This is a genomic window from Mycobacterium sp., from assembly GCF_049280035.1.
In the GTDB taxonomy this organism is placed as follows: Bacteria; Actinomycetota; Actinomycetes; order Mycobacteriales; family Mycobacteriaceae; genus Mycobacterium.
The window spans coordinates 1-23936 of sequence record NZ_JBAPPI010000245.1 but is presented as its reverse complement, the minus strand read 5'-3'; the positions used below and the strand labels follow the sequence as shown (position 1 = coordinate 23936).

Annotated in this window: 21 protein-coding genes and 5 pseudogenes; 21 read left to right on the top strand and 5 right to left on the bottom strand. The window is 64.4% G+C overall.

The window, feature by feature from the left end:
• From WAN71_RS07905 to WAN71_RS07860, 10 genes and pseudogenes are all read left to right on the top strand, one after another.
• On the top strand, positions 1–1103 hold a 1103-nt coding region (locus tag WAN71_RS07905; RefSeq protein WP_422224796.1), incomplete at its 5' end, for an ACT domain-containing protein.
• Between the two features lie 116 nt (positions 1104–1219).
• Positions 1220–1528 (top strand): hypothetical protein, encoded by a 309-nt coding sequence (locus WAN71_RS07900; RefSeq protein ID WP_422224795.1) that lies wholly within the window; start codon positions 1220–1222, stop codon positions 1526–1528.
• Between the two features lie 302 nt (positions 1529–1830).
• Positions 1831–3408 (top strand): signal recognition particle protein, encoded by a 1578-nt coding sequence (gene ffh, locus WAN71_RS07895; protein ID WP_422224794.1) that lies wholly within the window; start codon positions 1831–1833, stop codon positions 3406–3408.
• Between the two features lie 8 nt (positions 3409–3416).
• Positions 3417–4487: an amidohydrolase family protein gene (locus tag WAN71_RS07890; RefSeq protein WP_422224793.1), complete on the top strand. Its 1071-nt coding sequence runs from the start codon at positions 3417–3419 to the stop codon at positions 4485–4487.
• A gap of 284 nt (positions 4488–4771) precedes the next feature.
• A pseudogene (locus tag WAN71_RS07885) lies at positions 4772–5395 on the top strand (FAD-dependent monooxygenase); the annotation flags it as partial.
• Positions 5311–5943 carry an NAD(P)/FAD-dependent oxidoreductase gene (locus WAN71_RS07880; RefSeq protein ID WP_422224792.1) on the top strand — a complete coding sequence of 211 codons (633 nt, stop codon included), beginning with the start codon at positions 5311–5313 and terminating at the stop codon, positions 5941–5943. The pseudogene WAN71_RS07885 and the gene WAN71_RS07880, both read left to right, overlap by 85 nt.
• 91 nt (positions 5944–6034) lie before the next feature.
• Positions 6035–6526, top strand: coding sequence for an NUDIX hydrolase (locus WAN71_RS07875; RefSeq protein ID WP_422224791.1), 492 nt, complete (start codon positions 6035–6037; stop codon positions 6524–6526).
• The gene (locus tag WAN71_RS07870; RefSeq protein ID WP_422224790.1) at positions 6523–7938 is read left to right on the top strand and encodes an MmgE/PrpD family protein; all 1416 of its coding nucleotides are present in this window, start codon (positions 6523–6525) and stop codon (positions 7936–7938) included. The genes WAN71_RS07875 and WAN71_RS07870 overlap by 4 nt, the downstream gene beginning before the upstream one ends.
• Before the next feature lie 61 nt (positions 7939–7999).
• Entirely contained in the window at positions 8000–9805 is a 1806-nt protein-coding gene (locus tag WAN71_RS07865) for an N-acyl-D-amino-acid deacylase family protein (protein WP_422224789.1), read from the top strand.
• Entirely contained in the window at positions 9805–10401 is a 597-nt protein-coding gene (locus WAN71_RS07860) for a TetR/AcrR family transcriptional regulator (protein ID WP_422224788.1), read from the top strand. Before WAN71_RS07865 ends, WAN71_RS07860 begins: the two co-directional genes overlap by 1 nt.
• Before the next feature lie 5 nt (positions 10402–10406).
• Here the strand turns inward: WAN71_RS07860 and WAN71_RS07855 are convergent, their stop codons facing one another.
• Both WAN71_RS07855 and WAN71_RS07850 read right to left on the bottom strand, forming a co-directional pair.
• The gene (locus WAN71_RS07855) at positions 10407–10805 is read right to left on the bottom strand and encodes an STAS domain-containing protein (protein WP_422224787.1); all 399 of its coding nucleotides are present in this window, start codon (positions 10803–10805) and stop codon (positions 10407–10409) included.
• A 209-nt stretch (positions 10806–11014) separates the two neighbouring features.
• The gene (locus WAN71_RS07850) at positions 11015–11884 is read right to left on the bottom strand and encodes a D-alanyl-D-alanine carboxypeptidase family protein (RefSeq protein WP_422224786.1); all 870 of its coding nucleotides are present in this window, start codon (positions 11882–11884) and stop codon (positions 11015–11017) included.
• A gap of 60 nt (positions 11885–11944) precedes the next feature.
• Between WAN71_RS07850 and WAN71_RS07845 the strand changes: the two genes are divergently transcribed.
• From WAN71_RS07845 to trmD, 5 genes are all read left to right on the top strand, one after another.
• The gene (locus WAN71_RS07845) at positions 11945–12364 is read left to right on the top strand and encodes a nuclear transport factor 2 family protein (RefSeq protein ID WP_422224785.1); all 420 of its coding nucleotides are present in this window, start codon (positions 11945–11947) and stop codon (positions 12362–12364) included.
• 178 nt (positions 12365–12542) lie between these two features.
• A complete protein-coding gene (gene rpsP / locus WAN71_RS07840; protein WP_422224784.1) occupies positions 12543–13166 on the top strand; it encodes a 30S ribosomal protein S16 in 624 nt (207 codons plus the stop codon).
• 8 nt (positions 13167–13174) lie between these two features.
• The gene (locus WAN71_RS07835; protein ID WP_325681425.1) at positions 13175–13417 is read left to right on the top strand and encodes an RNA-binding protein; all 243 of its coding nucleotides are present in this window, start codon (positions 13175–13177) and stop codon (positions 13415–13417) included.
• A 24-nt stretch (positions 13418–13441) separates the two neighbouring features.
• Positions 13442–13963, top strand: a complete 522-nt coding sequence (gene rimM, locus WAN71_RS07830) for a ribosome maturation factor RimM (protein ID WP_422224783.1) — start codon at positions 13442–13444, stop codon at positions 13961–13963.
• 26 nt (positions 13964–13989) lie between these two features.
• On the top strand, positions 13990–14673 hold the full coding sequence (trmD, locus tag WAN71_RS07825; protein WP_422224797.1) for a tRNA (guanosine(37)-N1)-methyltransferase TrmD: 684 nt from the start codon (positions 13990–13992) through the stop codon (positions 14671–14673).
• A gap of 3 nt (positions 14674–14676) precedes the next feature.
• Here the strand turns inward: trmD and WAN71_RS07820 are convergent, their stop codons facing one another.
• Complete coding sequence (locus WAN71_RS07820; protein ID WP_422224782.1) at positions 14677–15576, bottom strand: hypothetical protein; 900 nt, start codon at positions 15574–15576, stop codon at positions 14677–14679.
• Positions 15577–15832: 256 nt separating this feature from the next.
• Between WAN71_RS07820 and rplS the strand changes: the two genes are divergently transcribed.
• The 4 genes and pseudogenes from rplS (at position 15833) to WAN71_RS07800 (ending at position 18307) form a co-directional block, all read left to right on the top strand.
• Positions 15833–16174, top strand: a complete 342-nt coding sequence (gene rplS, locus WAN71_RS07815; protein ID WP_422224781.1) for a 50S ribosomal protein L19 — start codon at positions 15833–15835, stop codon at positions 16172–16174.
• Positions 16175–16227: 53 nt separating this feature from the next.
• On the top strand, positions 16228–17091 hold the full coding sequence (lepB, locus tag WAN71_RS07810; RefSeq protein WP_422224780.1) for a signal peptidase I: 864 nt from the start codon (positions 16228–16230) through the stop codon (positions 17089–17091).
• Positions 17092–17093: 2 nt separating this feature from the next.
• A pseudogene (locus WAN71_RS07805) lies at positions 17094–17756 on the top strand (ribonuclease HII); the annotation flags it as partial.
• A gap of 245 nt (positions 17757–18001) precedes the next feature.
• Positions 18002–18307, top strand: coding sequence for a DUF2469 domain-containing protein (locus WAN71_RS07800; RefSeq protein ID WP_324443856.1), 306 nt, complete (start codon positions 18002–18004; stop codon positions 18305–18307).
• 20 nt (positions 18308–18327) lie between these two features.
• Here the strand turns inward: WAN71_RS07800 and WAN71_RS07795 are convergent, their stop codons facing one another.
• Positions 18328–19089 (bottom strand): GAF and ANTAR domain-containing protein, encoded by a 762-nt coding sequence (locus WAN71_RS07795; protein ID WP_422224779.1) that lies wholly within the window; start codon positions 19087–19089, stop codon positions 18328–18330.
• 124 nt (positions 19090–19213) lie between these two features.
• Here WAN71_RS07795 and WAN71_RS07790 point away from each other — a divergent pair.
• Together WAN71_RS07790 and WAN71_RS07785 are read left to right on the top strand one after the other, a co-directional pair.
• Positions 19214–21142 (top strand): annotated as a pseudogene (locus WAN71_RS07790) (APC family permease); the annotation flags it as partial.
• Between the two features lie 271 nt (positions 21143–21413).
• Positions 21414–23357, top strand: a pseudogene (locus tag WAN71_RS07785) (APC family permease); the annotation flags it as partial.
• Between the two features lie 31 nt (positions 23358–23388).
• Here the strand turns inward: WAN71_RS07785 and WAN71_RS07780 are convergent.
• Positions 23389–23936 (bottom strand): annotated as a pseudogene (locus WAN71_RS07780) (Na+/H+ antiporter); the annotation flags it as partial.

Here is a 23936-nt window from a genome sequence, read left to right as displayed (position 1 = left end):
AGGCCGTTTCGCGGGCAAGGATTTTCACCACCCGGGTGGCACGTCCCGATCTGCTGATCCTGTCTGCGCTGCTGCACGACATCGGAAAAGGACGGGGTGTCGATCACAGCGTGGTCGGCGCCGAGCTGGCCACTGAAATCGGCACCAGACTGGGTATGTGGCCATCCGACATCGAGACCCTTGCCAAGCTGGTGCGTCATCACTTGTTGTTGGCGAAAGTCGCGACGCGGCAGGATCTCTACGACCCGCAGACTATTGCCAATGTCTGCGAGGCATTGGACGGAAACCCGATATTGCTCGAGGTGCTGCATGCGCTGACCGAAGCCGATTCTTTGGCTACCGGACCCGGGGTGTGGAGTGACTGGAAAGCATCGCTGGTCCGCGACTTGGTACGCCGCTGCAGGATGGTGATCGCTGGTGAGCCGTTGCCTCATGCCGATCCGCTTGACCCTGAGTATCTTTCGCTGGCCGCCGACCAGAAGGTGCATGTTGAGCTGCGGCCCGGCAGCAGCCAGCGCCTCTACCACGCCGTGGTGATCGCCCCGGACCAGCGTGGGCTGCTGTCCAAAGCGGCCGGTGTGCTGGCCCTGAACTCGTTACGCGTGCATTCGGCGTCGGTGAACATTCATCAGGGGGCCGCGATCAGTGAATTCGTGGTCTCGCCGCACTTCGGTTCGCCACCCGCCGCCGGATTGTTGCGTCAGCAACTGGTCAGCGCTCTGGGCGGCGAAGTTGATGTGTTGGCCACGCTCGAGCAGCGCGACCGGGAACCCACTCGCGATCCCGTGCGCGAAGCGCCGACCGCAGTCCCCGCCCGCCATTCCAGCGCCCCGCCACGCATTGCGTGGTTCGACGGCACATCCGGCACCCTGATCATCGAAATCCGCGCCACCGACCGCGCCGGCTTGCTCGCCCGACTCGCCAGCGCACTCGAGCGCGCCGGAGTTGACATCGCGTGGGCGAAAGTCACCACGCGGGGATCGATGGTCGACGACGTCTTCTGCGTTGTGCCGCCGTCCAGTGCCTCCGAGGCCACCTCGGATGTGCGAGCGGCGATCGAGCGCGACCTGTTCGCCGTGCTGGGCACGGCCGCGCCGGCATGATCGCCGACATGATCTAGGCGCCACAGTTTGACGATAAGCGGCTCCATCGCAGGGCCACAGTTCACAAACGTGGACGATACGTCTGCCGAGCCGAGATGCCGAGATACTGTCAACTCATGGAGGACCGCGATAAGGATCCGGCGGTGGTTCTTCCGTACCTTGTGGGCCGACCCCTTGCCGCCACCGAGGTGTACGAGGCGTTCGGCTACCGCAAATCGGCGTACTACAAGGCGGTTCGCGAGGGTAGGTTGGTCACCGCCGATAACCTGATCAGAGCGGGTAAGTATCTGGGATTGAACCCGATTGACTTGCTCGTCCGGTTCGGGCTGATCCAGCCTGAGACGGTCACCGAATATCTGACATCAACACGCGCGCTACCGAGACTGCGCGACCTTCGCCCCGATCCCACCAAACCGCCGGTCTGACGGGCACAGCAGAGGAGTCGCTTGCGACAATGATGTCCGCACTCATCGTCGTCACTCTTGCGCGGTGCTGCTCATGTCATCATGGGCATCGGAAACCCTGGGGCCACCCCTGCACCACATCTTCGGGCGGTGGAATGTCGAAGATCTTCTCGGCCACATCTGCCTGATCGTCGCTGTGACGGCGATCATCGATCATGGAGCGTGCTGCCAGCTTCACGCTCGCGCCCCGCTAGGCCTGATTGCCGGTCTCCTCAGCCCGCCGCTTACGCGGCGCGCATCGTCGCCCCGCTAGGCTGGGCGGCGTGTTTGAATCGCTGTCCGACCGGCTGACCGGCGCCCTGCAGGGGCTGCGCGGCAAGGGCCGGCTGACCGACGCCGACATCGACGCCACCTCGCGCGAAATTCGGCTGGCGCTGCTGGAGGCCGACGTCTCGCTGCCGGTGGTACGGGAGTTCGTCGGCCGGATCAAAGACCGCGCCAAGGGCGCCGAGGTGTCCGGTGCCCTCAACCCGGCGCAGCAGGTCGTCAAGATTGTCAACGAGGAGCTCGTCGGCATCCTGGGCGGGCAGACTCGCCTGCTGGCGTTCGCGAAGACGCCGCCGACCGTGGTGATGCTGGCCGGTCTGCAAGGCTCCGGCAAGACCACACTGGCCGGCAAGCTGGCGGTGTGGCTGCGCGGCCAAGGGCATACCCCGCTGCTGGTGGCTTGCGACCTGCAGCGCCCGGGCGCGGTCGACCAGCTGCGGATCGTGGGGGAGCGGGCCGGTGTCACGGTCTTCGCGCCACACCCGGGCGCGTCGGCCGACGTCGACGCCACGCAGCAGGCCGGTCCCGGTGATCCGGTCGCCGTCGCCGCGGCCGGACTGGCCGAGGCTCGGGCCAAGCATTTTGACGTCGTGATCGTCGACACCGCGGGGCGGCTGGGCATCGATGAGGAGCTGATGTCCCAGGCTGCGGCGATCCGCAATGCCATTGACCCCGACGAGGTGCTGTTCGTTCTGGACGCGATGATCGGCCAGGATGCGGTGACCACCGCTGAATCGTTCCGTGAGGGTGTGGGCTTCACCGGCGTGGTGCTGACCAAGCTGGACGGTGACGCTCGCGGCGGCGCCGCGTTGTCGGTTCGCGAAGTCACCGGTGTGCCAATTCTTTTCGCGTCGGCCGGCGAGAAGCTGGAGGATTTCGACGTCTTCCATCCGGACCGGATGGCCAGCCGCATCCTCGGCATGGGCGATGTGCTGAGCCTCATCGAGCAGGCCGAGCAGGTCTTCGATGCCGAGCAGGCCGAGGCCGCCGCCGCCAAGATCGGCTCCGGCGAGCTGACGCTGGAGGATTTCCTTGAGCAGATGCTGGCTATCCGCAAGATGGGCCCGATCGGCAATCTGCTGGGGATGCTGCCCGGCGCGGGTCAGATGAAAGAGGCCCTGGCCGCCGTCGACGACACACAGCTCGACCGGCTGCAGGCGATCATCCGCGGAATGACGCCGCAGGAGCGCGCCGATCCGAAGATCATCAACGCCTCGCGACGGCTGCGCATCGCCAACGGCTCCGGTGTGGCGGTCTCGGAGGTCAATAACTTGGTTGACCGGTTCTTCGAGGCCCGCAAGATGATGTCCTCAATGGTGGGCAGCATGGGCATACCCGGGTTAGGACGAAAGTCGGCGACCCGGAAGAGCGGCAAAGCCAAGGGCGGCAAGGGCAAGAAGGGAAAGAAGCGCGGCCCGACGCAGCCCAGGGCCCGCGGGCCGCTGGGCGCTGGAATGCCAGGCACGCCGGCCGGATTCCCCGATCTTTCGAACATGCCGCAGGGCCTGGACGAGCTGCCACCCGGCCTGGCCGACTTCGATCTGTCCAAGCTGAACTTCCCGGGCAAGAAGTAGCCGCACCCGTGCGTCTGCACGTGCGAGGGGTGGGGCTGCCCGATCAACAACCCGTCGAGCTGTGGATCGTCGACGGCCGGATCAGCAGTGAACCGGTCTCCGGGGCTGACACGGCTTTCGACGGCGGCTGGATTTTGCCCGGTTTGGTCGACGCCCACTGCCACGTCGGCTTAGGGGTGCACGGCGGCGCCATCGAGATCGACGAGGCGATCACCCAGGCCGAGACCGAACGCGACGCGGGCGCGCTGCTATTGCGCGACTGCGGATCGCCGACCGACACCCGCAGTCTCGACGACCGCGACGATCTGCCGCGCATCATCCGCGCGGGACGCCATCTGGCCAGACCCAAGCGGTATTCGCCCGGCTTAGCGATCGACATCGAAGACGAGTCGCGGTTGCCGGACTTGGTGGCCGAGCAGGCACGCCGCGGCGACGGCTGGGTGAAGCTGGTCGGCGACTGGATCGACCGCGACGTCGGCGACCTGGCCCCGCTGTGGTCCGACCAAGTGCTGAAGACAGCAATCGACGTTGCCCATGACCACGGTGCACGGGTCACCGCCCACGTCTTCGGTGAGGATGCGCTGCCAGGGCTGATCGACGCCGGGATCGATTGCATCGAACACGGCACCGGGCTCACCGACGACATCATTGAGCTGATGGTCGAGCACGGAACCGCCTTGGTGCCCACGCTGATCAACACCGAAAACTTCCCCGGCATCGCCGATTCCGCTACCCGCTATCCGAAATACGCCGCGCACATGCGCGACCTGTACGCCAAGTGTTATCCGCGGATGGCCGCAGCCCGGGATGCTGGCGTACCGGTGTATGCCGGCACCGACGCCGGCAGCATGGTCGCCCACGGCCGAATCGCCGACGAGATCGAGGCGCTCAAGGGCATCGGGATGAGTCCAGACGAGGCGTTGGGCGCGGCATGCTGGGATGCTCGGCGTTGGCTGGGCCGACCGGGGCTGGACCACGGCGCTTCCGCAGATCTGTTGTGCTACAAAGACGATCCACGTCACGGGCCGGCGGTGCTGAATCGGCCCGACCGGGTGATCTTGCGCGGTCAAACGTTCTGATCGACGCGTGCCGTTAAACAGGCGCGATCACGAGTCCGCGGCGCGTCCTTGCGTCGTATGCGTCCGTCACTTAAACGTTATCTAAGAAATCTTACTAATCTCTTATTATTTGGGTAGGGTCTCGGACCAGTGAGTTTTTTCAACGATCACAGGAGCGGTATGAAGCGATTCGATGTGGTGATTGTTGGTGCGCGGTGTGCTGGATCCCCGCTGGCATTGATGCTCAGGCGGCGGGGTTTGAGCGTCTGCCTGGTTGACGTGCCCAGTTTCCGTCGGAGACCCCGTCGACTCATCTGATCCAGCCGTGCGGAGTGCGGCTACTGGACGAGCTGGGCCTGCTCGACGCGGTCTTGGCGGCCGGGGCGGTCCCGCTCGATCGCATGACGATGGTTATCGACGATGTCGTCCGCATCGAGGCAAAGCTTGATGAAGTCGACTACCGACAGTCCAGTCTGTGCGTTCGGCGCGTCACGCTTGATGCGTTGCTTGTCGACGCCGCGGCTGCGGCGGGTGCCGATGTTCGCACCGGGTTGCGTGTCACCGGTCTAATCAGCGAGGACGGTCGCGTGACCGGTGTGGACACGGCTGCCGGCCCTATCCACGGGCAGCTGGTGGTCGGCGCTGATGGCCGGCATTCAACGGTCGCTTCCCTGGCCGGTGCTCGCGAGTATCACGTCGCATCGGCGGGAAAGATGTTCGCCTGGGCCTATTTCAAGGATGTGCGCGACCGGGAAGGGCGTGTGCGGATAGGCGGCGGGGGGCGAGGGGTTTCCTTGCCGGCCCGACCGACGGCGACCTCTACATGGCCGCGATCGGGATTGATATGGCGGAGCAAGCCGAATTCCATACCGATCGTGACGCCAACTTCACCGCCGGAATACGAGCATGGCCTGAACTTGCCGACGTAATCGGAGACGGGCGACGTGTCGGTCCAATCCGGGTCCTCACAAACTGGCATGGATACTTCCGCGAGGCCGCCGGCCCGGGATGGGTGCTGGTCGGCGACGCTGGGCACTTCAAAGATCCAACGCCAGGGCAAGGCATCGGTGACGCATTCCGTCAGGCCGACCGGCTGGCCCCCGCTATCGCGGATGGACTAGGCAACAGCAGTCCCGACGCGGCCATGCAGCGCTGGTGGCACTGGCGCGACGACGACGCCTACGAAATGCACTGGTTTGCAAGCGATATAGGTGCCCCGGGTGCCGCATCACCGTTGACGACGCGGTTAATGCGGGATCTGGCAGCGGATCCAAAAGCCACGCTAATGTTCTTCGGCGTGCTCAACCACGAGATCCGCCCGTCGCAGCTATTTACCAGGCCTAGGGCGGCCCGGGCCGCGGCGCGTGCGCTGCTCGATAGGCCTGGCCAGCTGATCGCAACGCTCAAGGAAATCGTCAGCATCGGAAAGCAGAACGCGCGACGGGCCCGGCAGCGGCGCGTGGTCCTGCAGAGCTGATGTCTGTGAGGTTTGGGGCCAGTACATCACCCGCCTGCGCTGACCCGACTCACCCAATCTCGTTACCGCGGCCTCTGTTAGACAGTTGGATATGCCGATCCCCGAATTCATCATCGAGCTTCGTCGGCACATCGGACATGCCGCACTGTGGTTGCCGGGTGTGACCGCCGTGGTCATTCGCGATCAGCAGGTGCTTCTGGTCAAACGCGCCGACAACCAGGCTTGGACCCCGGTCACCGGCATCATCGAACCGGGCGAGAACCCCGCGGACTGTGCCGTCCGAGAGGTGTTTGAAGAGGCCGGCATCCGCGTGATTGCTCGACGATTGGCCTGGGTGCACGTAAGCCGCCGGATAGTTCATGCCAACGGCGATCATGCGCAATACCTCGATCATGTGTTTCGCATGGACTGGGCTGGTGGAGAACCGTTCCCCGCAGACGATGAAAGCCTCGACGCTCGCTGGTTCGATCTGGCCGAGGTACCGGATATGTCGGCTGACATGCGTCGGCGGATCGAGCTGGCGAGTGATGACAGTCCCGATGCCGCAACAGTTTTCGATACCAAGGAAGTTGACCGGCGATGACGGGCAAAATCCGCACAAATGCTGTCGATGAGCTAGGGGAGTTCGTTGTCAGGGCCGACCACTCCGATCTGAGCGGGCGGGTCATGCCGACGCTGAAACGCAACGTTCTCGACAGCATTGCCTGCGCGCTCGGCGCCCTCGACGGAGAACTCATTCCCGCCATCCGCGCCCACGCCGAACAGTTCAGCAGCCGCCCGACAGCGACGTTCGTCGGCGGTGGACGCGCGTCAGTCGATCAGGCGGCATTCTTCAACGCGGTGCTGGTGCGCTACCCCGATCTGCTCGACACCTACCTGACTCCCGGCGGGTTGTGCCACCCGGCCGACAACTTCGGGGCGGTTTTCGCCGTCGCCGAACATGCCGACGCGAGCGGAGCAGACTTTCTGCTGGCTCTGGCGGTTGCCTACGAGATCCAATGCCGTTTCAGTGCAACAGTTCCCGTTATGGGTCGTGGCCTCAACCACGCGCTGCAACTGGCCATGTCGGCGGCTGCCGGCTCCGCCAAGTTGCTCGGGCTCGACGCTGCGCACACCGCCGACGCGATCGCCGCCTCCGCCGCGGACAACGTGTCACTCGCCGCGGTACACGCGGAGCCCGTTTCCACCTGGAAAGGCATCTCACCGGCCATCACCGGGATGCGGTCCGTGTACGCCACGATGCTCGCGAGTCGCGGAATCACGGGCCCCAGAGCGCTTTTCGAAGGCCCCAACGGCCTCGAGCGGTTATTCGACCAGCCGATCGACTTGCGCACATCCGACCGATCGCTCGCTGCCGTCGAACAGACCTACCTCAAGCAGTACTGCTCATTGATTCACGGCCAGGTGATCATCGATGCGACATTGACGCTTCGCGACGAGCATGGCATTACCGGTGCCGACGTCGCTGCCGTGACGCTCGAGGTCTTTCAGGGCGCGTTCGACATCGCCGGCGGTGGGCATTACGGCGACAAGGACCACCCGTCGACCAAGGAGCAGGCGGACTACAACCTCAAATACCTCACCGCCGTCGCACTGCTGGACGGTCAGGTCGGCCCCGAGCAACTCGAGACCGAACGCGTGCGCCGCGACGACGTGCAGGAGCTGCTGGCCCTGGTGGACGTCAGAGCGGCACCCGACCTGACCGCGGCCTACCCCGAACGCACCGAGGCTCGCGTCCATATCGCTCTCAACGACGGCCGGCAACTGCACCGCGAACAGTCCGACTTCGCAGGATCACCCACGCGCCCGATGTCGTGGGACCGGGTGGTGGAAAAGCTGCACTGGCTGGGCGAACCGTTCGCCGACGCGGCACTGCGCGGCGAGATCATCGACGCCGTGTGGCGCCTCGACGATATTTCGGTCGGCGAGCTGGCCGGGCTGCTCGGCGCGGTCAGTCCCGAGCCGCAGCGTCGGCGAACCAGGGGAAGGCTGTAATCGCGCGCTAGAAAGATTGCGAGCAATCGCTATCTATGTTAGCGTCGCTGCAACCCCAACGATGCGGAGCAAGACAGTGACCTACGACGTGATCATTCGCGACGGCTTGTGGTTCGACGGCACCGGCAGTGCGCCGCAAACCCGCACACTGGGCATTCGCGACGGCGTCGTTGCTGCGGTCTCCGGCGGGCCGCTGGACGAGACCGGCTGCCCCGAGGTGATCGACGCGAAGGGCAAGTGGGTCACGCCCGGGTTCGTCGACGTGCACACTCACTACGACGCCGAGGTGCTGCTGGATCCCGGATTGCAGGAGTCGGTGCGCCACGGTGTCACCACGGTGTTGCTGGGGATGTGCTCGCTGTCGACGGTCTATGCCAATGCCGATGACGCCGCGGATCTGTTCAGCCGAGTCGAGGCGGTGCCGCGCAAGTTCGTCCTGGGTGCGCTGGAGGCCAACAAGACCTGGTCGACGCCCGCGGAATACGTCGAGGCGATCGATAACCTGCCGCTCGGCCCGAATGTGGGTTCGCTGCTGGGTCATTCGGATCTGCGGACGGCGGTGCTGGGTCTTGATCGCGCCACCGACAAGGACGTGCGACCCACCGACGCCGAACTCGACCGCATGGCGGCATTGCTCGACCAGGCGCTCGAGGCCGGAATGCTCGGCATGTCCGGAATGGACGCCGCGATCGACAAGCTCGACGGCGACCGCTTCCGTTCTCGCGCGCTCCCGTCCACGTTCGCGACGTGGCGGGAACGGCGCAAGCTGATCAAGGTGTTGCGCAAGCGCGGCCGGATCCTGCAGAGCGCCCCCAATGTGGCCAAAGCCGAGTCGGGGCTGTTGTTCTTCCTGTCCAGCAGCCCATTGTTCGGGCGCCGCAAGAGCGTTCGCATGAGCCTTTTGGTGTCCGCCGACGCGAAGTCGATGCCGCTGGCCGTGCACGTCTTCGGACTCGGCACGCGGCTGCTGAACTTCCTGCTGGGTTCCCAGGTGCGCTTCCAGCATCTTCCGGTCCCGTTCGAGTTGTACTCCGATGGAATCGACTTGCCGGTCTTTGAAGAGTTCGGCGCGGGCACCGCGGCGCTGCACCTGCGTGATCAGTTGGAGCGCAACACGTTACTGGCCGATAAGGAATACCGTCGCAGGTTCCGCCGTCAGTTCGACCGCATCAAACTCGGACCGTCGTTGTGGCACCGCGACTTTCACGACGCGGTGATCGTCGAATGCCCCGATAAGTCGCTGGTTGGTAAGAGCTTCGGCGCGATCGCCGACGAGCGAGGGCTGCACCCGCTCGATGCGTTCCTCGACGTCCTGGTGGAAAACGGTGAGCGCAACGTCCGTTGGACCACCATCGTCGCCAACCATCGGCCCAAGCAACTCAACAAGTTGGCCGCCGAGCCGACCATCCATATGGGCTTCTCCGATGCCGGGGCACACCTGCGCAACATGGCCTTCTACAACTTCTCATTGCGGCTGCTCAAGCGCACGCTGGACGCCGAGCGGGACGGCAAGCCGTTCCTCACCCTCGAGCGCGCGGTGCATCGCCTGACCGGCGAAGTTGCCGACTGGTTCGGCCTGGACGCCGGCACCCTGCGGGAGGGCGACCGTGCCGACTTCGTGGTGATCGATCCGGCTGGTTTGGACGACTCGGTCGACGCCTACCACGAGGAGAAGGTTCCGTTCTACGGCGGCCTGAGCCGTATGGTGAACCGCAACGACGCGGCCGTGGTGGCCACCGGCGTCAACGGGGCAATCGTGTTCCGAAACGGCCAATTCCGTGACGGCTATGGCAAGACGGTGAAGTCGGGCCGTTATCTGCGAGCTGCCGCGGGTCAACTACAGCCCGCCGGCTCGGGGGCGCACTGATGGCGAGAACCCAGCAGCAGCGCCGGGAAGAGACGGTCGCGCGACTGCTCGAGGCCAGCATCGCGACGATCATCGAAGTCGGATATGCCCGGGCGTCCGCCGCGGTGATCACCAAGCGCGCCGGGGTATCGGTCGGGGCCCTGTTCCGCCACTTCGACACCATGGGCGACTTCATGGCTGCCACGGCGTATGAGGTGCTGCGGCGTCAGCTCGACTCGTTCACCAAGCAAGTCGCCGCAATACCCTCCGACCGTCCGGCGCTAGAAGCGGCGTTGACAATTCTGCGGGACATCACCAGCAGCTCCACCAACGCAGTGATGTACGAACTGATGATCGCCGCGCGCACCGACGAAAAGCTCAACGCCACTTTGCAACAGGTCCTCGAGCAGTACACCACGAAGATCTGCGACGCCGCGCGTACCTTACCCGGTGCCGAGAGCTTGCCGCCGGAAACCTTCCCGGCCCTGGTGGCGTTGCTGATTAACACCTTCGACGGAGCCGCGTTGGTCGGCGCGGTGCTAACCCAACCGGACATCGAAGAGCGACGGACTCAGCTGTTGTTGTCGCTGCTGAGCGGGGTTGGCCTACCGGCCTGAGCGTCTTACCGGTCCGTGAGTTTGCTGATCGCGTCGTCCAGCGTGCGGCACAAGCACATCATCTCGTTGATCCCCAGCAACGTGAGCGGCCGGTGCGTGGTCGGCCCGTCGGCAACCACGCAGAACGGGGTCGAGTCACCAAGAGTGTCACGGGTTTTCATCAGGACGCTGATCCCGGCTGAACCAAGAAAATCGACTTTGGAAAGGTCGACAATCAGGCCGTTCGGCCTTTTGGCAAGCGCGGAATCGAGGGACTCGGCCAACCCCGGGGCCGTGAGCATGTCTACGCTGCCGCTGACTGATACGACGACCAGCCCGTCGACCAACGACTCGTAGGCATTGAAGTCGTCTTTGTCAGACTGTGGAGGCGAACCGGACGCAGCGGGTTGATTCTCGGCCATCATCGATCTTCACTCCTTGCGGGCATCTGCGCGGTTGCGTGCGGCGCAGACGGGTTGTCAATGGCTGTCGACTCAACCGATAAATAGCGTCGACTCATGTCGACACGATGCCGTGAAAGCCCATATTGGGCAACTGCAAAATAGGGCAACTGCTGAATGGAATGCAAACGGCATAGGCAGCCTAGCAAAACTCGGCGTGAGTCGGCAGCTCCCTACAAAACGCCGACCGCTGATTGCGGGTTGAGGGCAAAACCCCAGTCGAGCAGGCTGCCGGCCTGATCCCAGTAGGTGGGCCCGCCCTGGTGCACCAGCCCGTACATCATGGCGACGACCAGGCGGCGGCCGCCGCGGGCAGCCGCGCCGACGAATGTCTTGCGCGCCGCGTCGGTGAAACCGGTCTTGCCGCCGATCGCGCCGGGGTAGCGCTGCAGCAACTCGTCCTGGTTGGCGATCGGCTGATCGCCGCCGTTCCCGGGAAACACAGCCGAGGGCTCGCCGGTGATCTGGGCGAACACCGGGTTGGCCATTGCTGTGCGGAAGATGACGGCCAGGTCGTGCGCCGTCGACCAGCCCGAGCCACCGGGCCCATCCAGGCCGGACGGGGTGGATGCGTGGGTATTGACGGCGCCCAGCGACGCGGCTTTTGCGTCCATCTTGGCGACGGCGGCCTCCGGGCCGCCCAGCATGTGCGCCAGCGTGTTGGCGGCGTCGTTACCCGAGACCAGCAGCAGCCCGTCGAGCAGTTGGCGCGCCGTATAGCTGCGGCCGGCCTTCACCCCCACACAGTTGCATTCGACATGGCCATCCGCCTCGTCGGCGACCACGGTGGAGTCCAGGCTCAGCTCGTCCAGGGCCACCAGTGCCAACAACACTTTGATCGTGCTGGCGGGTGGGTGCCGGACGTTTTCGTCCCGCTCGGCCAGCACCTGGCCGGAATCGAGATCGGCGACCAGCCAGGTCTGCGCCGGGCCGTCGGGGATTGGTACCGAGCCGACTGGCTGCACGCCGGCGTCGGCCCGCGCCGTCGCTCCGCCACCGATGAATGCCAGAACAGCCGCGACCGCGGCGAGGAATGCCTGCATGCCCGGTGAGTTTAACGGCCCGGGGCGCCCGTTGTCGTGACAGCGGTGTTCAATCGACGCATGTTGAGCCAGGCCGAAATCTCTGACCGGTTGGAAATCCAGCAGCTGCTGGTGGATTACTCCACCGCCATCGATCTGCGCCGATTCGACGACCTCGACGCGGTGTTCACCCCCGACGCTTACATCGATTACACGGCCCTCGGGGGCATCGAGGGCCGCTTTCCGGAGGTGAAGGCCTGGCTGGCCGAGGTGTTGCCGAATTTTCCGATGTACTTCCACATGCTGGGCAACTTCTCGGTGCGCCTCGACGGGGACACGGCGTCGTCGCGAACCATCTGTTTCAACCCAATGGTGTTGCCTGGTGATAAGGACCAGGTGATGTTCTGCGGGCTGTGGTACGACGACGAGTTCTTGCGCACCCCCGACGGCTGGCGGATGACCCGCCGGGTGGAAACCAAGTGCTTACAGAAAATCCTGTGAATCTCGCGAATTTCTGGCTGAAGGCTTGGTTCTGGCACAATAGGCGGCTGTCCGCTCCTCGACTGTGCCCTTTTGGGCCTGGCCCGGCGCGGCAGACACGCGAGGCAAAACCGGATCTCGGCATCCTGCCCGGATCGCTGAATTGCAGCGTGACACCCATAGGAGAAGTCGCTCAACCATGGCTGTGAAGATCAAGCTCACCAGGCTTGGCAAGATCCGCAATCCCCAGTACCGCATCGCCGTCGCCGACTCGCGCACGCGCCGCGACGGCCGCGCCATCGAGATCATCGGCAGGTACCACCCGAAGCAAGAGCCGAGCCTCATCGAGGTCGACTCCGAGCGCGCTCAGTATTGGCTGTCGGTGGGTGCTCAGCCCACCGAACCCGTCCTCAAGCTGCTCAAGATCACCGGTGACTGGCAGAAGTTCAAGGGGCTGCCCGGTGCCGAGGGCAAACTGAAGGTCGCCGAGCCCAAGCCGAGCAAACTGGAGCTGTTCAACGCTGCGCTGGCCGCTGCCGACGGTGCGCCCGGCACCGAAGCCGCGACACCGAAGAAGAAGAAAGCTCCGGCCAAGAAGGCTGCTGCGCCCGACAAAGCCGAGAAAGCCGAGAAAGCCCAGAAAGCCGACGAAGCCGCCAAGCCCGCCGATGAAGGCGCCAAGCCTGCCGATGAAGCCAAGCCCGCCGATGAAGCGGCGCCGGCTGAAGCCAAGCCCGCCGATGAAGCGGCGCCGGCTGAAGCCAGTGACCAGGCTGAAGCCAGCGAGCAGGCCGAACCGGCTGAGCCGGCCAGCGAGAGCTGACCGGGGTCATGAGTACCGTCGTCGTCGACGCCGTCGAACATCTGGTGCGCGGCATTGTCGACAACCCCGACGAGGTCCGAGTTGACCTGGTGACCAGCAGGCGCGGCAGGACCGTCGAGGTGCACGTCCATCCCGACGATCTCGGCAAGGTGATCGGTCGCGGCGGGCGCACCGCGACCGCGTTGCGCACGCTGGTCGCCGGAATCGGTGGCCGCGGTATCCGAGTCGATGTGGTGGACACCGACCAGTAGCGCAGCCCGGCCCATGGAACCCCCGTGGAGCTGACAGTCGGGCGCGTGGTCAAAGCCCACGGCGTGACCGGCGAGGTCATCGTCGAGGTTCGCACCGACGACCCCGAGTTGCGATTCGCGCCGGGTACGGTGTTGCGCGCCAAGGCATCCGATCATCGTGAGCGCAACTGCGTGGTGGCGGCGGTCCGTCCGCACGGCGGCCGCCTTCTGCTGCAGTTGGACGGCGTGGCCGACCGTGATGCGGCCGACGCGCTGCGGGGCAGTTTGTTCGTCATCGACTCCGAGGACCTGCCGCCCATCGATGAGCCGGACACCTACTACGACCACCAGCTGGAAGGTCTTTTTGTGCGGACGACGACCGGCCTCGACATCGGCACTGTCGCCGAGGTCCTGCACACCGCGGCCGGCGAACTATTGGCGGTTAAGCGAGCCCAGGCCGGCGAGTTGCTGGTGCCGTTCGTGAGCGCGATAGTCACGTCAGTGTCGTTGGAATCCCGGATCGTCGAAATCGATCCGCCCGAGGGCTTGCTGGAACTAGAGAGCTGAGGGCAAGGATCGATATGAAGGCCGATATCAAGATCGACATCGTGACGATCTTTCCGTCCTACTTGGATCCGCTGCGGGAATCGTTGCCGGGCAAGGCAATAGAGTCGGGTCTCGTCGAACTCCAAGTGCACGACTTGCGGAAATGGACTCACGATGTGCACCACTCGGTGGACGACGCGCCATACGGCGGCGGTCCGGGGATGGTGATGAGGGCGCCCGTTTGGGGCGAGGCGCTCGATGAGATCTGTTCGCAGGAAACACTTCTCATTGTCCCGACGCCAGCGGGCGCATTGTTCACTCAGGCGACGGCGCAGCGGTGGAGCAGTGAGGCGCATTTGGTGTTCGCCTGCGGTCGCTACGAGGGGATCGACCAGCGGGTCATCGACGATGCCGCCAGGCGCATGCGAGTAGAAGAAGTCTCGATCGGGGACTACGTGTTGCCGGGTGGGGAATCGGCGGCCCTGGTGATCATCGAGGCCGTGCTGCGACTGCTGCCCAATGTTTTGGGCAATCCGCTTTCGCACCAGAATGATTCGCATTCTTACGGTCTGCTTGAGAGTCCGTCCTACACCAGGCCGCCGAGCTGGCGTGGACTGGACGTGCCGGAGGTTCTGTTGTCCGGCGACCACGCTCGCGTCGAGTCTTGGCGACAGCAGGCTTCCGAGCAGCGCACCCGTGAACGCCGTCCCGACCTATGGGATCGCGGATAAGTCTCAGATCCGCCCGGAAGGAAACATCGTCTTGACGGCCTGGGTGATCGTTGCCCGCGCGGTGGCGTCATCGGAGGGTTGCAGCGACTCGATCACCATGATGTAGCGCCGATCGGAGCCGATGATGCCGGTGGACAGGTGCATCCAGCTGTCACCGATGCAGCACATCCAACCTTGCTTGACGGCAACGGGTTCGGCGTACAGCCCGTCTGGAATGCCGAACCGCTGCGGGTAGCCGTCGGCCCCGGTTGCGGTGGACCCGGCCAGGTCGTCGACGATGATCTGGGCACGCTCCCCAGACAAGCCACCGGACCCGTTGAGCAGCATGTCGTAGTAGTGAACCAAATCGGATGCTGAGCTCGTCGTGTTCCACCACTGCCCGTCACTGGGCGGCGCAGTGGACGTCAGCCCGTACCGGCCCGCGACGTCGGTGATGATCGCGTCACCGCGCTCCGCCCAGAACGCCTCTGCGGCGTCATCGTCTGAGGAGCGCAGCATGCTGTCCAGCGCCTGGCGGTCTGCCGTCGACAGCCGGCGGCTGTCTTGGAAGCCGTCCGATTTCTGCGACAGCAGGTCATCGGCGATGAACAACTTGGCCACCGACGCGATAGCGACGAGCTGGTCGTTGCCGTTGGAAAGCAATTGATGGTTGACGCGGTCGAGGACCGCTACCGCGAGGGTGGCGCCGTTGGCCGCCGCGTCTTGGGTGGCCTGCTCGATGCGCGCCGACAGTCCGTCGAACGCGGCGCCGGACATTCCCTCCGGCGACTCCGGCGGCGGTGCGGCGACGTGGGGCGGGTGCGACGCTGAATCCGGCGCGCCGTAGACCTTCGCTTGGAAGCCCGCGACCGACGCCGTCAGTATCGCTGTCGTGGCGATCAACAGGAGCGGCCGCGCTCGCATGGCTCTCCTCACACTGCCCTCTGTACCATTCGCCCACGTCACGGCGGGGTAAGCAGGATCGGCGATTCGCGCTGATTTCACTGCCTGGTCCCGATCTGGCACAATTGACCAGTTGTCTCCAGCGGTTGTCGGCCGGCCGGTAAGCTCCGGCCTGCTGCGAGACGCGCCCAGATGCCCGAACCATCGGCTTGGTTGACTGTCCACGCTCCGACAGCGTGCAGCACGCAGCCGCGACTGCAAGGAAGTGTCTCCCGACATGAACACGCTGGACTTCGTCGACGGGGCGTCGCTGCGCGACGACATCCCGGCTTTCGGTGCCGGAGACACGATCAATGTGCACGTCAAGGTGATCGAGGGCGCCAAAGAGCGCATCCAGGTGTTCAAGGGCGTGGTGCTGCGTCGGCAGGGCGGTGGCATCCGGGAGACCTTCACGGTGCGCAAAGAGAGCTACGGCGTCGGCGTCGAACGGACGTTCCCGGTGCACTCGCCGAATATCGACCACATCGAGGTCGTGACCCGCGGTGATGTCCGCCGCGCCAAGCTCTACTACCTCCGCGAGCTGCGTGGCAAGAAAGCCATGATCAAAGAGAAGCGCTGACCCGCCAGGCGGCGGCGCGCGACGCAGGGGACCGTGCTGGCTAGGCTGACGCAGTGACCGAAACCACGGACTCGTCGCCCGAGGGCCAACCCAACTCCGAAACGGCTGAGCCAGAAGTCGCGACAAGCCATCCGGCCACCACCGAATCGGACGCCGCTGACGCAGACGACGAACCCGAGGGCAAAAAGCGAGCGGCGCTGCGGGAGACCGTCATCCTGGCAGCGATCGCGCTGGTGCTCTATTACGTCATGTTGACGTTTGTGGCGCGGCCCTACCTGATCCCGTCGGAATCCATGGAACCCACGCTGCATGGATGTTCGGGTTGCGTCGGCGACCGGATCATGGTGGACAAGCTCACCTTCCGTTTCGGCTCACAGCACCCCGGCGACGTCATCGTGTTCAAGGGACCGCCGTCGTGGAACGTGGGTTACAAGTCGATCCGCTCACGCGACACCGCGGTGCGCTGGCTGCAGAACGGGCTTTCGTTCATCGGCTTTGTGCCTCCCGACGAGAACGACCTGGTCAAGCGCGTCATCGCGGTGGGTGGACAGACTGTGGAGTGCCGAAGCAATACCGGGTTGACGGTCAACGGCGCACGGTTGAAGGAGCCTTATCTGGATCCGAGCACGATGAACGCCGACCCATCGGTGTACCCGTGTCTGGGTCCCGAGTTCGGACCGGTCACCGTCCCGCAGGGGCGGCTATGGGTGATGGGGGACAACCGCACCCATTCGGCGGACTCCCGGGCCCACTGCACGAGTACTCCCGCCGACGCAATCAATGGACTGCTGTGCACGGGTGATCCCATGGCGGGCACTGTGCCGGTAGGCAACGTCATCGGTAAGGCGAGGTTTATTGTGTGGCCGCCGTCGCGATGGGGTGGTGTGCGTTCGGTCAATCCGCAGCAGAATCACTAGGCATGGTCACCACATGGCCGCCACGGACGGTGATTCGCAAATCCTCCGGCTTGCGCACCCTGGAGTCGGCGCTGTACCGCAGCGGCCTTGGACCGGTCGCGGGTGTCGACGAGGTCGGCCGCGGAGCTTGCGCCGGGCCCCTGGTGGTCGCGGCTTGCGTGCTGGGGTCGGGGCGACTGGAAAGCCTTGCCGCGCTGGATGATTCGAAGAAGCTCACCGAAAAGACGCGGGAGAAGCTGTACCCGTTGATCTGCCGCTACGCACTGGCGTACCACGTGGTGTTCATCCCGTCGGGCGAGGTTGACCGGCGCGGCGTACACGTGGCCAACATCGAAGGCATGCGGCGCGCGGTGGCCGGGCTATCGGTGCGGCCTGGCTATGTGCTCAGCGACGGTTTCCGGGTGCCGGGGCTGCCGGTGCCGTCGCTGCCGGTGATCGGCGGCGACGCCGCGGCGGCCTGTATCGCCGCCGCCAGTGTGCTGGCCAAGGTCAGCCGGGACCGATTGATGGTGGCGATGGACGTCGATCATCCGGGCTACGGGTTCGCCGAGCACAAGGGCTACAGCACCATTGCGCACTCCGCTGCGCTGAACGAGCGGGGCCCGTGTCCCGAGCATCGGTACTCGTTCATCAACGTCCGGCGGGTGGCGACCGCGTCGGGCAGCCGGGTGCGCCTGGTGACGATGCGGGCCGGTACCTCCCGCTTGCGGGGGAGAGCCTGGCAATCGGGCGTGTCCGAGTGCAAACCAAGCCCACCGAGTCAACACACCGACAATGGGTGGGGAAAGATAGAACCGGACTCGCCTGAATCGGCGGAGTCGGGCAAATGGGACCCGCCCGACGACGACGCGGACCGCCCGCGGTCGGCGGAGGAGTCGGGCAAATGGGACGGAGAAGGACGGCTGAGCAGATGAGTGCCGAAGATCTCGAAAAGTACGAAACCGAGATGGAGCTCTCGCTGTACCGCGAATACAAGGACATCGTGGGCCAGTTCAGCTACGTGGTGGAAACCGAGCGCCGGTTCTACCTGGCAAACGGTGTCGAGATGGTGCCACGCAACGCAGACGGCGAGGTGTACTTCGAGCTGCGGCTCTCTGACGCGTGGGTGTGGGATATGTACCGGCCGGCCCGGTTCGTCAAGCAGGTGCGGGTGGTCACCTTCAAAGACGTCAACATCGAAGAGGTCGAGAAACCCGAGCTACGGCTGCCCGAGTAGGCGGCCGGCCACCACCAGCGCTAGCTCGATGACCGGTCGTCGTCGAATATCGGATTGCCGCGGTGCTCGATGACTGTCCGCGCCACATCGGCGAGCTTGATGTTCAGATCCTGGGAATACCGTCGCAGCATGTCGAAGGCGGCGTGCTCGTCCAACCCGTTCAGCATCATCAACATGCCGACGGCCTTCCCGATTTCGCGGTTGCTGAGCAGCCCGCGCCGCAGGGTGGCCACATCCTCGCCCTGAGCGACAGCGTTGATGGCCACGCTGGCGAACGATGCCAACACGATGGCTTGGCCGGCAGCCTCGGTGTCGAAGACATTGGGCTTGTCGCTGAACAGATTGAGCGCACCGGTTTTGCGCTTATCAACCAGGATGCGAAAGCCCATCGCCCCGCGGACGGGGGTTTCGGCGACCAGGCGAGCGGCCAGCTTCGGCCATTGGTTCGGCGTGGTGAGGTCCGTTTCGATCTGCGGCGTCTCTTCTTCGATCGCGTCGACGCATGGTCCGTCACCGGCCAGGCGTTCCATGTCGTCGATCCGCTGCGCGATGCGGTCGCTGGCGCCGACGGTGATGTAGCGACCGTCGCGGTGCACCAGCAGGCTGGCGTGGTCGCAGCCCGTGACGACCAGCGTGGCGGCGACACAGATTGCGGCGTAGACCTCGTTGGACTCCGTGCCCTGGTAGATGATCTCGGCCAGCGCGGCAAAGACGGTGCTGGGGTCTGCTGCCGTAGGTGAGCCCCCGGAGCCGGTGTTCGCCTCTTCTGCCACGTCGTCCATTGTTTCAGGCCACTTCCGCGCTGGCCATTGGATTGGCGTTTCCGCTGGAAAGCGTAAGGATTCTGGGTGTCAAGATCCCGTAAGGAAGACGGCAGCCGGCACCAGGATCGGTTAGGAATGGCTGGTGACGGGATTGGCTGACGAGCAGCGGATTGCGCCGTCTTTTTATGACGGATGGAAGCGGGTTTTCCTCGGGAAGCCGATGATCACCGACGACCTTCAGCATGAAAAGTTGTCGAACACTGTTGCGCTCGGAGCGCTTTCACCGGATGCGATTTCTTCGACGGCTTACGGCCCTGAGCAGATCATGGTCGAGCTGCTGCCGGCTGCTGGGATGGCGGCGTTTGTGTTGTTGCTGCCGCTGGTAGGCGTGATCCTGGTGATTTTGGCGCTGGTGACCGCGTCGTATCGGCAGGTCGTGATGGCCTACACCCGGGCCGGCGGTTCCTACATCGTGGCCAGGGAGAATTTCGGGCCTCGGATCGCGCAGATCGCGGCCGCAGCGCTGTTGATCGACTACGTCGTCACCGTGGCGATCCAGTGTGCGGCCGGCACCGTGGCGGTGGCGTCCGCGATACCGGCGCTGGGCCCCTACAGCCTGGAAATCTCGGTCGGCGCGGTGCTGATTTTCTGTTATTTCAACCTGCGCGGATTGCGGGAGGCGGGCCGGACATTCGCGGTGCCGACGTATTGGTTTATCGGCATGCTCACGCTGATGATCGTGGTCGGCGTTGCTCGTGAAATCTTTTGGACCCTGCCGCAATACGATCCGCAGCACCTTGATGGAGCAGTGCCGGTGCACCAGGGTAACGGCCTGGTGATGGGCGCGACGATTCTGATAATACTGCGGGCGTTCGCCAACGGCGGCTCGTCGCTGACCGGGGTCGAGGCGATTTCCAACACCGTCAACCTGTTTCGCAAGCCCGAAGGACTCAACGCGCGCCGGGTGCTGACCATCATGGCTACGATTCTTGGGCTGTTGTTGGCCGGTGTAGCCTGGCTTGGCTACGCCACTCGTTCCGTTCCGTTTTCCGCCGGATATCCGTCGATGCTCTCCGAGATCGGCCGGGCGGTCTTCGGCCACGGCATCATCGGCAACGTCTTGTACTTCCTGTTGCAGGCGGCCAGCGCGGCGATCTTGTACAACGGCGCCAATACCAGCTTCAACGGTTTTCCCGCGCTGACTCACTTTGTCGCCGAGGACCGCTTCCTGCCACGGCCGTTGATGAAGCGCGGCCATCGGCTGGTGTTCTCCAATGCGATCATCCTGCTGACCATGCTCGCGGTGGCGCTCTTAGTCGCCACCGGAGGCTCCGTTAACGCGCTGGTGCCGATGTTCGCGATGGGTGTGTTCACCGCATTCTCGATGGCCGGCTACGGCATGACCAAACACCATCTGACCCATCGCGGGCCCGGCTGGCACTACAAGCTGGTGATCAACCTGTCGGCAGGCATCTTGTCGACGAGTGTGGTGGGCATCTTCGCGATCGCGAAATTCACCGAGGGCGCCTGGCTGGTCGTCGTGGTCTTCCCGATTCTGGTACTGGTTTTGATGCGGCTCAACCGGCAGTACCGCGCCGAGGCTTCCGTATTGGAGACGTCGCGCACCGAACTTCCTGACCTGGACAGGCATGATCGGCATCGGGTATTCGTCTTCGTAGACAGCGTCGACCTCGCCGAGATCGAGGCGATGCGCTATGCACAGGGGCTGCATGCCGACGAACTGGTTGCGGTGCACTTCGTGTTGGACGGCGCGCACGCCACACGGCTGCAGGAGCGCTGGCGGGAGTTCGGGCACGCCACCAAATTGCGATTAGTTGCATGCCTGGACCGCAACTTGAGCCGGGCCGCCCAAGAGCTGGTTTCGCAGGTCAAGCGGGATCATCCGGACACCACAGTGACCGTGCTATTGCCGCGTCGAACATACTCGGCGCTGCTGGGTCGACTGCTGCATGACCGCACTGCCGACAAGATCGCCGGAGTGGTCAGCCGGATACCGGGTGCCAGCGCGCAGATCGTGGCCTATGACATAGGGTCCCGCATCGCCGAGGCCCAAGCCGCCCGGGCAAAAGACGCCAACCATGCTGATCAATCAGCGGAGTCCATCGCAGAACCCCCGGCGACACTGCCGGTCATCTGAATACCGAAGCCGGATCACGGTCGCGAGTTCGTCAAACCGGGCCTCGGCTATCTGAGAGCTTCCTGACAGAAACCCTAAGGTTGGATGCGAGTCCGTAGTCGGCTCGCTAAGAACTGCCATACCCGGGCGGAGGCGCTAATCTCACGGTCGAAAGTAGTCGGCTCGTTCAAGGGGCGGGAAACAGATGGCCGTGACAGACGTGACTGATCTGCCTGACGAAGAGAATGCCCCGTCGACTTTTTACGACGGGTGGAAACGGTTCTTTCTTGGGAAGCCGCTGATCAGCGAGCACCTGGAACACGAGAGTTTATCGAATGTCGTTGCGTTGGGCGCGCTTTCGCCGGACGCGATCTCGTCGACGGTTTACGGTCCCGAGCAGATTATGGTCGAGTTGCTGCCGGCGGCGGGGATGGCTGCGTACGTGCTGGTCCTTCCGATCGCCGGTGTGATCTTGGTGATCTTGGCGTTGGTCACCGCGTCATATCGGCAGGTGGTCATGGCCTACACCCAACGGGGTGGCTCCTATGTGGTGGCGCGAGCCAATTTCGGGCCGCGCATCGCGCAGATCTCGGCGGCCGCGCTGTTGATCGATTATGTGGTGACCGTGGCGGTGCAGTGCGCGTCGGGCACGTTTGCGGTGGTGTCCGCGGTACCGTCACTGGGCCCCTACCACTTGGCAATCACCGTAGGCGCGTTGCTGCTCATGTCTTACGCCAACCTGCGCGGAATGCGGGAGGCGGGCCGGATATTCGCCGTGCCCGTCTACGCTTTCATCGTCATGCTCACGGTGATGATCGTGACCGGTGTGGTTCGTCAAATTTTCTGGGGTTTACCGCAATACGATCCGGCGCACATTGCCGGGGCGGTGCCGGTCCATCAGGGCAACGGGCTGGTGATGGGCGCGACGATTCTGGTGTTGCTGCGGGCGTTCGCCAACGGCGGCACCTCGCTGACCGGGGTCGAGGCGATCACCGACGCGGTCAATGTCTTTCGTCAGCCGCAAGGCCCCAACGCGCGTCGGGTCCTCACCCGAATGGCCTGTGTCCTCGGGTTCTTGTTGGTTGGTGTCATCTACCTGGTGCATGCCACCCACGCCACTCCGTTTGTCGCTGAATATCCGTCGATGCTGTCCGAGGTTGGCCGGGCGGTCTTCGGCAACGGGGTGATCGGGAAGATCACGTACTTGCTGCTGCAGACGGCCAGCGCGGCGATTTTGTTCTTCGGTGCGAATACCAGTTTCAACGGTTTTCCCGCGCTGACGAGTTTCATTGCCGAGGACAGCTTTCTGCCGCGGCCGATGATGAAACGTGGTCATCGTTTGGTGTTTTCCAACGCCATCATCGTGCTGACTGCACTGGCGGTGACACTGGTGATCGTGACCGGCGGCTCGGTCGACGCAGTGGTGCCGCTGTTTGCGATGGGTGTGTTCACCGGTTTCTCGATGGCCGGCTATGGCATGACCAAACACTGGCTGATCCGTCGTGGGCCCGGTTGGCGACGTAAGTTGGTGATCAACCTGTCGGCGGGGATCTTGTCGACGATCGTGGTGGGCATCTTCGCGGTGGCCAAGTTCACCGAGGGAGCCTGGCTGGTCGTCGTTGTCATGCCGCTGCTGGTATTCGCCTTGATGCGGCTCAACCGGCAATACCGCGCCGAGGCATCGGTTTTGGAGAATTTGGTGACCGAGCGTCAGGACGTGGTCGGGCATGCGCGGCAACGAGTATTCATCTTTGTGGACCACTTCGACCTCGCGGTGGTCGAGGCACTGCATTATGCAACCGGGTTGCACGCCGACAAGCTGACCCCGGTGCACTTCGTGATCGATGCGCTGCACGCGTCGCGGCTGCGGCAGCGCTGGGAGCATTTCGAGGGCCAGACTCCGCTGCGGATGATCGAGTGCCCGGATCGCCATCTGAGTCGGGCCGCACAAGAGCTGGTCCTGCAGGAGATTAAGGACAACCCGGGCACCAAGGTCACGGTGTTGTTGCCGCGGCGAACATATGCGCCGCTGGTGGGCCGGCTATTGCATGACCGCACCGCCGACAGGATGGCTGCGGCCGTCAGCCGGGTGCCGGATGCGACCGCGCAAATCCTGGCCTACGACGTGGGATCCCGGATCGCACGGGCGGCCGCGGCGCTCAAGTGACTCGCGGCGATGCTCACGAACCGGTGAGCCGGGCCTCCTCGAGGTCGAAGTCGCGTTCGATGCTCCGCAACAGAGTCGCGTTGATGCGGCCATCACGCCTCAACGCCAACAATGCTGACCGCTCGACTCCTAGCAACTCCAGCCGCAACGCCCGATACTTTTCCAGCTCCTGGGCGTCGTCGGAGTCATCATTTCTTGAAGGAATGAGCTGCAGGCGCCGCACCTTGGCCTCGTAGAGCGCACGCGCGGATTTGGTTGCCTCATCGGCACTCTCGGCACCGGTATGGTCGTCCAGCCATTCCAACGCGGCACGCGCCGCCTTCAGCCGGGCTTTGTTCTCTTCGGTTCCGAAATCCTCAGCCCTCAGTCCGAGTCGGCGCAGCAGCCACGGCAGACTGGTGCCCTGCACAAGCAGGCTTGCCACGATCACCGCAGCCGCGACCACGATTACCAGGTCGCGGTAGGGGAACGGCGAGCCGTCAGCACGCCGCAGCGGTATGGCCAGCGCGGCTGCCAGCGACAGGCCGCCGCGCATGCCGGCCCACGCCACGACCACGCGTT

Bases quoted from the DNA above. Each gene is read 5' to 3' on its own strand.
- WAN71_RS07900 (WP_422224795.1), top strand. From the start codon at position 1,220: ATGGAGGACCGCGATAAGGATCCGGCGGTGGTTCTTCCGTACCTTGTG.
- WAN71_RS07880 (WP_422224792.1), top strand. From the start codon at position 5,311: ATGGCGGAGCAAGCCGAATTCCATACCGATCGTGACGCCAACTTCACC.
- WAN71_RS07875 (WP_422224791.1), top strand. From the start codon at position 6,035: ATGCCGATCCCCGAATTCATCATCGAGCTTCGTCGGCACATCGGACAT.
- WAN71_RS07870 (WP_422224790.1), top strand. From the start codon at position 6,523: ATGACGGGCAAAATCCGCACAAATGCTGTCGATGAGCTAGGGGAGTTC.
- WAN71_RS07865 (WP_422224789.1), top strand. From the start codon at position 8,000: ATGCGGAGCAAGACAGTGACCTACGACGTGATCATTCGCGACGGCTTG.
- WAN71_RS07860 (WP_422224788.1), top strand. From the start codon at position 9,805: ATGGCGAGAACCCAGCAGCAGCGCCGGGAAGAGACGGTCGCGCGACTG.
- WAN71_RS07855 (WP_422224787.1), bottom strand. From the start codon at position 10,805: ATGATGGCCGAGAATCAACCCGCTGCGTCCGGTTCGCCTCCACAGTCT.
- WAN71_RS07850 (WP_422224786.1), bottom strand. From the start codon at position 11,884: ATGCAGGCATTCCTCGCCGCGGTCGCGGCTGTTCTGGCATTCATCGGT.
- WAN71_RS07845 (WP_422224785.1), top strand. From the start codon at position 11,945: ATGTTGAGCCAGGCCGAAATCTCTGACCGGTTGGAAATCCAGCAGCTG.
- rpsP (WP_422224784.1), top strand. From the start codon at position 12,543: ATGGCTGTGAAGATCAAGCTCACCAGGCTTGGCAAGATCCGCAATCCC.
- WAN71_RS07835 (WP_325681425.1), top strand. From the start codon at position 13,175: ATGAGTACCGTCGTCGTCGACGCCGTCGAACATCTGGTGCGCGGCATT.
- WAN71_RS07820 (WP_422224782.1), bottom strand. From the start codon at position 15,576: ATGCGAGCGCGGCCGCTCCTGTTGATCGCCACGACAGCGATACTGACG.
- rplS (WP_422224781.1), top strand. From the start codon at position 15,833: ATGAACACGCTGGACTTCGTCGACGGGGCGTCGCTGCGCGACGACATC.
- WAN71_RS07800 (WP_324443856.1), top strand. From the start codon at position 18,002: ATGAGTGCCGAAGATCTCGAAAAGTACGAAACCGAGATGGAGCTCTCG.
- WAN71_RS07795 (WP_422224779.1), bottom strand. From the start codon at position 19,089: ATGGACGACGTGGCAGAAGAGGCGAACACCGGCTCCGGGGGCTCACCT.